General features: G+C 59.4%; 8 protein-coding genes and 1 tRNA gene. 1 reads left to right on the forward strand and 8 read right to left on the reverse strand.

Going from position 1 to position 10,167, the window contains the following annotated elements; translation table 11 throughout:
* Nucleotides 1-4: 4 nt before the first annotated feature.
* The 4 genes from ACQKIE_RS12035 to ACQKIE_RS12050 are packed head-to-tail and all read right to left on the reverse strand — an operon-like array spanning nucleotide 5 to nucleotide 7,626.
* The gene (locus tag ACQKIE_RS12035; RefSeq protein ID WP_427459325.1) at nucleotides 5-1,123 is read right to left on the reverse strand and encodes an RHS repeat-associated core domain-containing protein; all 1,119 of its coding nucleotides are present in this window, start codon (nucleotides 1,121-1,123) and stop codon (nucleotides 5-7) included.
* Between the two features lie 27 nt (nucleotides 1,124-1,150).
* On the reverse strand, nucleotides 1,151-5,146 hold the full coding sequence (locus ACQKIE_RS12040; protein WP_427459327.1) for a hypothetical protein: 3,996 nt from the start codon (nucleotides 5,144-5,146) through the stop codon (nucleotides 1,151-1,153).
* 46 nt (nucleotides 5,147-5,192) lie between these two features.
* Nucleotides 5,193-6,194 carry a hypothetical protein gene (locus ACQKIE_RS12045; RefSeq protein ID WP_427459329.1) on the reverse strand — a complete coding sequence of 334 codons (1,002 nt, stop codon included), beginning with the start codon at nucleotides 6,192-6,194 and terminating at the stop codon, nucleotides 5,193-5,195.
* A 55-nt stretch (nucleotides 6,195-6,249) separates the two neighbouring features.
* Nucleotides 6,250-7,626, reverse strand: coding sequence for a hypothetical protein (locus ACQKIE_RS12050; RefSeq protein ID WP_427459331.1), 1,377 nt, complete (start codon nucleotides 7,624-7,626; stop codon nucleotides 6,250-6,252).
* A 250-nt stretch (nucleotides 7,627-7,876) separates the two neighbouring features.
* Between ACQKIE_RS12050 and ACQKIE_RS12055 the strand changes: the two genes are divergently transcribed.
* Nucleotides 7,877-7,953 (forward strand) — tRNA-Arg (locus ACQKIE_RS12055).
* Between the two features lie 76 nt (nucleotides 7,954-8,029).
* Here ACQKIE_RS12055 and ACQKIE_RS12060 read toward each other — a convergent pair.
* From ACQKIE_RS12060 to ACQKIE_RS12075, 4 genes are all read right to left on the reverse strand, one after another.
* A complete protein-coding gene (locus tag ACQKIE_RS12060; protein ID WP_427459333.1) occupies nucleotides 8,030-9,010 on the reverse strand; it encodes a tyrosine-type recombinase/integrase in 981 nt (326 codons plus the stop codon).
* Between the two features lie 195 nt (nucleotides 9,011-9,205).
* Complete coding sequence (locus ACQKIE_RS12065; protein ID WP_427459335.1) at nucleotides 9,206-9,394, reverse strand: hypothetical protein; 189 nt, start codon at nucleotides 9,392-9,394, stop codon at nucleotides 9,206-9,208.
* 10 nt (nucleotides 9,395-9,404) lie between these two features.
* On the reverse strand, nucleotides 9,405-9,641 hold the full coding sequence (locus ACQKIE_RS12070; protein WP_427459337.1) for a hypothetical protein: 237 nt from the start codon (nucleotides 9,639-9,641) through the stop codon (nucleotides 9,405-9,407).
* Nucleotides 9,638-10,102: a hypothetical protein gene (locus ACQKIE_RS12075; RefSeq protein ID WP_427459339.1), complete on the reverse strand. Its 465-nt coding sequence runs from the start codon at nucleotides 10,100-10,102 to the stop codon at nucleotides 9,638-9,640. The genes ACQKIE_RS12070 and ACQKIE_RS12075 overlap by 4 nt, the downstream gene beginning before the upstream one ends.
* Between the last annotated feature and the right edge of the window lie 65 nt (nucleotides 10,103-10,167).

Genomic DNA, 10,167 nt, shown 5'->3' on the forward strand with positions numbered 1-10,167 from the left:
TTCGCTAGAGCCTGTTGATGGGCGGATGGGACACCTGGATGGCGAACGTGCGATCGTCGGATCGGTCGGCAGAGTCCTGATTCTTGCTCTCGCGAATCCATTTCTCGACCTCCCGGGGTAAATTTCCCAACGGATTTTCCACTTGGTACCCCGGGAGTCCACCTAGATTGGAAGCGCCGAGACCAAGGTCGGGAGGCACTTCACCATCGGATCGAAATGGAGCATCGACGGAGCCGCGTGCAGGCCCCGGTTCCGCAACGCCGGCCCCGATGCCCGACATGGAGTCGTTCGCGCGCGCTGAACGCTCGGTTGCCGCGAACGCGGTGGTATCGCTCCTGGCTTGGGGCGAATCCGCGCGCACGGACGATGTTCCCCCCTGCTCATCTTCGCTGGAGGTGAGGGCTTGACCGTTCAATGCGTTTTTTATTTCCATGGCGAGATCGGTGACGAACTCAACGCTTTGAAGAATGGCCTTACGGTACCCAAACACGGCAATGGCTTTGTCCGAAACGCCCCACTTGCTGAGTGATTTGGCCTTGCTCGTGATTCCCAATCTCGCAATGCTGGAGACCATGTCGATCACGCCGAAGATTTCCTGCGCCTTCTCGTCGCCCCTGTGGTGCGCCACCGCGCCGCCGATCGACGCCACCACGGCCGCAGTATCGAGGGCGACGGCCGCCACAAGCGTGACCATGGTGGGGGTGCTGACGGCGGCTCCCATCGCGCCGGCCAAGCCCGAGACGCTGGCGCCCACCGCGCCGAGCAGCGCGCCACCGGATGCGGCGAGGGCGACGACTGAAACCGCCAGTCCAACGCCGATTATCACCCAATCTAGCCAGTCCTCGCCGCTCGGATCGATGCGGTTGATCGGATCGCCGCTGCAGTAGGCGTACCGGTTCAGGCCGCCGATGTCGAGAGGGCTGGCCGTATCGGGGCTGATGAAGCGTCTCAGCGACGGCACGTAAAAGCGCTCGCCCATGAGATACCAAGGAAGCTCGGCTTCGCCGATTTCACCTGCGAAGCCCGCGCGGGCACCATCGACGCCGATGCCGCTTTGGCCGTACGCACCGTAGCTACGGGTGGCGAGGGCGAGTATGTGCAAGGTGTTGGAGACGGGGTCCATTGCGCGGGATTCCTGCAGGAGTGTTGATTAGACGTCGGGCGTGCCTTCGACGAGCACGGAGCCTTGGGGATCTGCGCCAAGGAGCCAGGTCTTGCGTACCGCGTTGGCGAGACGGGTTTCGGCGACGACGGCGCCGTTGGCACGAATGAAGCGCCGTTGGTCGTTGCCCGTGAACTCGCAGTAAAGGGCGCCGCCCCGGTCATAGCGTGCGGTGCTGCTGCCAGGGCGCTCCACGCGAGCAATTCGGCCATTCGCGCCGTAGCTGTAGCGCAGCACCGTGGCATTGGGCAGGGTCACCGAGGAGAGGCGGCCCGAGTCGTCCCAGATCATCGTGTGGCCGCTCCCGTCATCGATGAGATGGCCGTTGTCGTCATACATGAGGCGCACCGGCAATCCGTGTCCGGGGTATCCGGGAAGGGTATTGCCGACGCCGATTAATCGGTCACGATCGACAGAGTCATAGGTATATGTCGTGGTATTGATCCTGCCGTCGGCGAGCGTGGTCGTCACGCTCAGCAGATTGTCGAGGGCGTCGTGGGTGAAAGTCTGCAAGCGATAGGGATTGCCGGCTTCGTCCACCGGATGCTCAACGTCGGCAGCGGAAACGATCTCGTGTTGAATGAGGCGGCCCCGCGAGTCGTAGTCCATGGCTTCTTCCCGCAGCAGCTGATCATCGGTTTCCCCGAGCCACTGCTTACGGATGACCTTGTTGTCCTCGCGGTACCTCAGAACGAGCGAGCGACGCGTCTTTGCGGCGTTTCCCTCGTATGTCCACGTCACTCTCTCCACGCGACCCAGATCGTCATAGGCGAAACGTTGTTCGATCGTCCGCGCCGCGTCGTGATCGGCGGCGGTGGTTCGGCTTTCAACTCGCGATAGTGCATCGTAGGTGAACGCGACCACCGCGTCGCGATCGGTTTGCGTAGCGAGACGCCCCGCATCGTCATAGTCGAGCGTTTGCACCACACCGTCCACGCCAGTGACGGTGAGGGTCAATCCTCCCGGGGAGAGGGTCGCCTGGCTGTGGCGCGCAGGCTCCCCGGAGAGCGTCACATCTTGCTGGGTCATGCGTCCGAGGTAGTCGGTGCCAATCGCCATAGAGTTGCCCTGTACGGCGACGGATTTCGGCAGGCGGCGTTGGTGGTCGTAGGTGACGTCCAGGAGTGGCTCCGAATGGCCAACGAGTGTCTCACTCGTCAGCACCTCGTTCAGTCGCCTGTCGTACGTGGACTTGATCGTTCCGCCGCCAGGAAGCCGGCGTGTGTCGGGGTTCATCTGGCGAGGTATATGGGTGAAGTGGCGAACGAGGCTGCCGGCTGCGTCGCTTATCAGCCTTCCAAGACCGTCGTGTTCGCGCCGGCCAAGGATGACCTGCTCACCATCCAGGGGTGTGATGGTTATTGTGGCGACCAGGTCCTTCTCGTGTCCTGCGGCGTAAGTGCGGCCGATGACATCGCCATTGGGCAGTGCCGTGGAGACGAGGCGGCCGAATGCATCCCATCCTTGTTGCGTCACAAGACCTCTGGTGTCGGTATGCGCGACACAGCGGCCTAATCCGTCGTAGTTCCAGCTCTCCATCGTACCGGCGATCGGTTCATCTTCGTCCCACCAACCGGCTCGCCGGCGGCGCAACTGCTTTGCCGCATTGGTGTCGGCGCTCTGCCAGCCACCGATGCGTTGACCAGTCGACGTCTCGCGCCATTGAGTGGTGCGCAGCACAACGTCGCCATCGTCATCGACGAGGCCGCGCTCGCTGATGGTGATGCTTCCATCGGTTTCGGACACCCGCGCTGGCTCACCCCAGTCGTCATAGACCGTGGTCTTGCGCAGGATCAGCATCTTGGAGTTCAGCAGGTCCTGCGCAAGATCGACGGTAGGTTGGCCGAAGGTGTCGTACGTCACCTCGCGTACTGTCATCAGCTGTCCATCAGGGAGCGGTTGTTCGTGACGGACGACGCGGTACTGCTCATCCACCCATGTGCGGTGCGACAGGCCCATGACACCGATGCGGTGTATCCAGCGTTCCGTCATCGATAGCTGGTATTTCCATTGGTTTTCCGTCCGATAGTCCGGAGCGTCGGGTGCTTCGATCCTTCGCGTCATCCGCCCCAGATCGTCGTACTCGAAGTCGGTGCGGTTGCCGAATTCATCGGTTGAGGATATCCCGAGGCCACTGACGAGTAGCTTCGTTTCCGACGACGTAAGGATGATGCCATCATGCGTGCGGCGCTCAGTCTCGGTGGTGACGGTGCCCGAAGCGATGTCCAATCGATATATGTAGGAGCTGGTTTCCGTCAGGCCGTCCTGCGTGCGCGTCCTTGTTGAAACCGCGCCGTGCTGCGAACTCTGGTCGGTGAAGAACGATTGAGTTCGCTGGACCAGCGGGGTCGTGATGCCTTCCTGGGAGAGGATTTCAGCACAAGCCTGCACGTAGACGGTGCGTCCATCGATATAGTCGACAGTGCCCGCCACGACAGGTACTTCACAGTAGTGATACAGGGTGTTGAGCACCGGGCCGCCGCCTGGACCGGGATACGTCGTCCGACTCTTCAGCCGGGTCACGATGTGGAGCGGATCGGGCGGACAAAGGTCTCCCTCACCTTCAATCGGATAGTAGACGGATACCTCGGTGATGCCGTTGCCGCTGTCATGACGCGAAAGCAAGTGGCCGTTGTTGTCGTAAGTGCTGTCCACGACTGTGATCTGCTTCACTTCAGGGTCGCGCGTATCGTAGACAGTTGTGGTTGCCCTGTGCGGAAACTGGAATGCCTTAGGCTGGTCATCGAAGGACAGATCCGGGTTCGTGCCATAGGTAATAACGACTTCTCGCACGATGGATCCGCGTGTGGTGGTCTCGCTCGTAGCGAGGTGGAAATGGTTAAAGGTTCGGTCGATGATGCTTAGCTCTGTGTCGCCGTCGGACAGGATTTGCCTTGATCCGTACTCAAATGGTGAGCCGCCCCAATGCAGGAGTTGATCGGTCCTGTCCTCCCATTGCCTGACGACCGGGTAGCCAAAGTAATTCCGGCCCCCGTGGCGGTTGAAGTCGTAGCTACTCGCCTGCAGGACCGTCCCGGTACGATGTTGTAGCCGCATATGGGTCGATACGGCCGGCATGTAAGCACGAGGCGCCCCCGGCGGCATTTGCAGGGCCCGTTCGATATAGGTGACTTCGTCGCGTGTACCGTCCGGAGAGACGACACGCTCGAGCAAGTGCATGACTGGTGCGTCGAGCGTGGGGACATATATGAACTCCCATACGGCTTCGTCTTCGTCGTCAATCAGTGGCTCGTCGTTCAGGTCGATGATGAGTGGAACGGCAATACGGCGTAGCGCGTAACCTTCGCGGATAAACCGTACGGTAACGGGGGAGGCGAGGCCGGTGTAGAGCGTAAGCGTGATGGTCTCCGGCTCGGTCTCAGTTCCGTAGCTGACGGTCAGCAAGTCTGTATTGTCTGTTTCATCAAAGACGCGAACAAGACACGTGTTGCCACGCAGGTCGCGGTCCCACTCCAGGTGGATCGTGTCGCCATTGGGGCTGGAGATGCGCGTCGTGCGCAGTGGGCTGCTCGGCGCGTCCGGACCGGGACGGGCGAGGTGCTCGACCACGCCGGTTGCATGGGTTACGTCGGCCGTAAGCAGGTAGGGGCCCGGCCGAAGCGAGAAACTGTCCAACTTTCGGTCGGGAAACGTCGCATCTTCATCCGGCGACAGGCCGGTCACCTTATGCTGGTCGCCCTCGGACAGCGTCAGCATGAGCGCCCGGGTATCCAGCTCGGTCACCCCCAGTCGCCAACCTTCGCCGAACCCCTCGTCGCGCGTGTCCAGCGAGTTGTAGACGAGGCGAAACTCGAAGCGTGGTCCGCGCAGCCGATTGCCCTTGCCGGTACTCAGGTCGACCTTGGCCGTGAAAGTACCTGTCCGGGGGTCGACCGAACTGCTTATGCGGCTGTAAAAGCCGAACGCCGTGGAGTACAAGTCGCCCGTCGAAAACGGACTCGCTGTCTTGCCTGATTCGACCATGGAGGTGCTTCCTTGCGGGGTCGCGCTAGGTTGTCGACGTGCTTGGTTATGACGTCACGAGTTGCGCATCCTTGTCGACGCCGGGCACGAAGCTCACCCGGCACGTCTGGTCGCTGCCGTAGGCGTCGATGACCCTCACGAGGATCGGCCCTCGCGGTGCCAACCCGTTGAACATAAGATCATTCCGCCCGCAGACCATGATGGTGCCGATGTCTTGCACGGGGCCCGAAATATGCTCGGGCCGGGGGGTCGACCCAGGGTGGATTCCGGGATGCCATTCCAACGCCGTCTCCCCTGGTCTGGCATATCCAGTGAAATAGGCCACCGAGTTGCCCGGAAGCGTGTGCTCCCAGTGGATCATGCCAGCCGGCTCGCATACGAGATGTCGAATACCGAGCGTGTTGCCGCCGTTGGGCCGGAGCATGAGTCTGACTTCCCGGTCGAAGATCGCGGGTGTATAGGTATCCTGGTCCAGCGTGAAATCGCCGGCGCTATATATTTTAGGGGCCTCGGCCTCCAGTACTTCATGACCATAGCTGTCGATTTCCGGGTATCTTTCCCTGTTGCCGGTCGCGTCGAGGTACGCTCCTGTGGTGATGAAAGTCGCGTTCTTGATCACGATGGAAAACGCCGGCCTCAGAGGAAAGGTGCGTGCCTCGTTCCTCGCGGAGAGGTATAGGTACTGGGTCCTGCCGGCACGTGCACGCCTGCCGGAGGCGGTGCTGCCCTTCTTCAGACGACTTCTTCCTGGACCTTGGTAATAATCGTAACCGCGATGTTCACGCTGGGATGACCAACCGTGGTAGTGGGCGGGGCCATCGTCCGACATGGGCACAGTGTTCCTGTCATCATCGTAGTCAATGATGCGGAGGGTGCCGAGCTCTTCTTCGGTGAGTTCGACAGGAAGGCCACCCTCCTCTGCCTCCATGTAAAGACCTAACCGGATCTGCTGCCGATCGTTGCTGTAGAGTCGGGTATGAACGAGTTGGACTTCAGTCTTCACGATGCGTCGTGAGGGTAGTTGAACCCTTGGCTCGGGCTTTTCCATGCCGATTCTCCTATTGGTCATCAAGCCATTCTTCTAGGCCGCGTCTAGGGTATGGCTATCGTTTCTGAAGCGCGACATAGTTGAAATTGTAGTGTCCGGTGGGGAGATAAAGCCTCAGGTTGTGAAAATTTCCAAACTCGTCTTCCACGACAAGGTTTACGCTGTTCTTCGACCGGTGCCGGCCATTCCAGTCGTCAATTTGCAAGTGCTGGTTGCTCATGATCTGCCCGATCGTAACTTTTCCATCTTGGTTTCTTACAATACGACCGCCCATCCAGCCGATCAGGTCATTACTGTTGAATATGCGGCTGCCGCCAGCTGTGAAGTATCCAATGGTCTGCACCTCGTGCCACAGCGTGCTACTTCCGGGCTCACCCGCGTAGGAATAACTCCACTCCGCGCCGACGTCGCCCGCGTCCCAATAGAGACAAACCATGGTCATGTCAGGGCTGACGATGCGTAACAACTTCTTGTACACGCCGGCCACCTTCAGGTGGATGTATTGCTCGGTAGCTCGCATCTGATGACTGCTGCCCCACCATACATAGGTGTCCAGGAGGACGTAGTGGTCGTCTCTCCGCTCCAGGAAGTCGCCAAAATAGTCGATCGGGTACGACGGCGGCGTCACGGGATTGACGCTGACCTTTGAGTTGAATTGCCCGCGTCCATTGCCCATTCCGTCGTCGTCGTCTACGTTTATATGGTTCGTCATGAACCACTTATTGTTGCCTGCCGATGCGAGTTCTGCTGCAATATCCTCAGAAAAGTCGTTGAGACTGGAGAGGTAGAAGATTTTTGTCTGTGCGTTATATTGCCTGCCGTGCCGTTCAATGATGATTGGCTTGTCGTTCGCATCAGGGGAGACGCCGTTAACGCAGCCAGCAACCAGTCGACTCTCATTCTCTTCGTGCGTGGATTGATCAGCCGCTGCGCGGATTCTGGTTTCCTCGACCATGGCTTCAAAAAAAGCCGGATCCCAGCTATGTTCGGGTGCCTCGGAAGTGAGCGATTGAATGCGACGTTTTCCCCCGGGCCGGAGCATTGTCAGGCTGCGAACATTGATGTTTTCAGATAGCACCTTGTCGATATCGTCCTGGAGTGCCTTTGCTTCGGCCATGTCGTTTGGCGTCCAGGTATACCCTCGATCTGTGAAAGACGAGTACCATGTTGCGCCGTTGCTCCAATCGTTTCCGTGCCATATCTTGACTCCGCCTGTATAGAAAATAAGGCGCACTTGCGAGTCGTCGACAAGCACTTGGTTCTCATTGGCGTCGACAGCTATATAGCCAACTCTGATGCGACACTGCTGCCTACCATTCCTGTAGACGTTCGTCGTCTTCGCCTGCTCGCTTACGCTATCTAGGTAAACCCTGAAGAAAATGACGTTCTCAAACGTCTTCGCTCTTGTCTCGTTCTGGTTTGCCGATGACATGGGGATATCCTTATCGCCAGGTTACGTGTTGCGCTTTGCACCTTCCGGGCTGTCCGGTTGCCCGTGGAAGTGACGACCTCATGGTAGGACCGGGGAACAAGCGTGTCCATTTGAATCGATGCGCCGATCCGGACGCCACGGTTGCGATGAATGCTTTCTATGATATTTTCAGCCTTGCCTCGACCCGTTGGGGCGGGTACTAGTCGCGAGACGCATCGCAAGGCAAAATGAGGGTTCTTGCATAGCGCATGGCCCCGTAGCTCAGCTGGATAGAGCGTCCCCCTCCTAAGGGGAAGGTCGCCCGTTCGAATCGGGCCGGGGTCACCATCTGAACCCGTTTTCTAGAGTGGCAAAGTCCATATTTCGACGTATTCGGCCATGGTTTGAGCACAGCAAGCACAGCCTAAAATTTCAGCTTAGCGACGGCCCCGTCAGCCCCACCCGGGGCCAGGTGAGCATAGCGCTCGGTGATCTTGTAGTCGCTGTGTCCGGCCAGGATCTGGATGCGCCTCAGGGGCACCCCAGCCATGGCCAGGTGGGCGCAGAAGGTATGCCGCAGGCGGTGCAGCGTACCGCCGATCTTGGCGTCCTTGGCGTCCTTGGCGAACCAGTCGGACAGGGTGTCCCTGTGCACGCTCACGGGCGGGTTGGCCAGCTTCGCCAGCGCCTTCTTTGCCTTGGCATTGAGCGGAATCTCACGCCATCTAGCCGACTTGGTACGGCCATCCCCTGATTCGTCCGGGTCCGACTCGACCCTCAGCTTGCCGTCTACGACGTCCGCGAGCTTCATCTTGCACATTTCCCCGCGCCTTATACCGGTGTGAGCCATGAACGCCCATAGAGGGGCCCTGATCTTGTTGGCCTTGTAGAGCGCTTTCATGTCGGCGGCGGCGTAGAACTTGACGGCCACGCTGCGTGCCCCCCTAGGGGCCCTCACGTACTCCAGCGGATGGCTGTCAATCTCCTTCCACTCGACCCCTCGGCGGAACGCGGCCTTGAGCCTGCGGAGTTCCTTGCCGACTGTCTCGGGAGCGGCACCATCCTTACGGAGACGGTTGCGCTTGAAGTCCTCGACCTCGACGGGGCGAATCGAGTCGATGGGCCGACCTCCAAATTCCTTGATGAACTTCTTGAATTCACTCTTGGCTTTCGTCACTGTCGTGGGGTGCTCGGCTGCGTACCACTCCAAGTACCACTCAAGATATTTCGATACAGTCTGCGTCTTGGAGAGGATCGTTACTCCGTGGGTGAGTTCGGCTTCTTTCGCGGAACGAATTCTCTCCGCCTCTCGGGCGTCAATCTTCCCAAGGCTGAGCCTGACCTGCCTGCCATTCTGCCGCCAGTTGAGGTAGGCGCGGTCGCCGCGCCAGTAGATTGTCGCCACGGGTCAGATTCTCGAATTGCGGTGTAGAGTTCGGCTTTCTCGTAAAGCTGCTTTCCCATGAAGCGCCTGGGCGTCAGTCCATAGGCGAGGGCATGGGCCTTGAACTGGCTGATAGATACGCCGCAGTAGTGCGCGGCCTCGTCCACGGTCAGCCAGTCTTTGCCGCTGATGTTTAGGTCTTCGGCAGCACCCATGTCATTCCTCTGCCTGATCCGCGTTATAGAAGTCGATCAGCTTGTCGAAGTGCTCCTTCGGGATGGCGATAGCGGCCGTGAGGTCGCATCCCTTGCGTTGCTCGGACAAGTAGACCGTCTCGCCGTCTACCAAAATCCAGTAGTCGCCGGAGCCGATGTTGTCGCGATCAAGCTTCAGGATTTTTTTCATCGTGTTTGCGTCACAAGGTTTCATATCGTTCCTCCCGGTAGCCCCATTCCGCCAAAATCTCGTCGGCTCGCCGCTTGATGGCAGCTACGGCCAGTCGATAAGCGATCAATTGCTGCTCATCCATCGCAATCATCAGCGCATGGGCCGCTGCGGCGTCGTGTTCGAACGCTGGCATAGCATCGCCCCCACCATCGAATAGCGGGAACACCTCGCCACACTCGATAGCCATCATTGTCTTCAGCTTCACTCCCCACCCCCGCGAGCGCGGTCGATGGCATTCGTCACCGAGTGAACGATATCCCCGCAGGCGTCGCCGTATCCCTTTGCGTACTCCGTGTCGGGACCACATATGTTGTGCGCAATCTCGAAAGGCACGATCAATTCCCTGATGGAGTCGATGGTCAATGTGGACGGTTCCGGGTATGGCATACCATCCACGGCGGCATCGGCATCTTCGCCATTGGCGTACTCGCCATGCTTCGGGCCAGATGGGACGGCAATACATGGAGTGCCAGCCACGCCAATCGGCGCGTTGCGAACCTTACGCCACCGCTCCGCATCCACCACCGCCTCCAACAGCGCGGGGCCGTGGTCAAGGATGAAGTAGAAGGCGCTGTCTTGCCCGACGACATAGTCTTCGGCTTCGTTACTATCGTCACCTAGACGAACATTTTCGATCACCCTCTCAAGCTCATCGCGGACGGTCATGGGGTGGCTCCTGTGCCATCGCAGAATTCACATACCTCGTCCGGCTGGTGTGGATCGAGCGGCCA

This window comes from Luteibacter sp. NPDC031894, from assembly GCF_050273135.1.
GTDB lineage: Bacteria > Pseudomonadota > Gammaproteobacteria > Xanthomonadales > Rhodanobacteraceae > Luteibacter.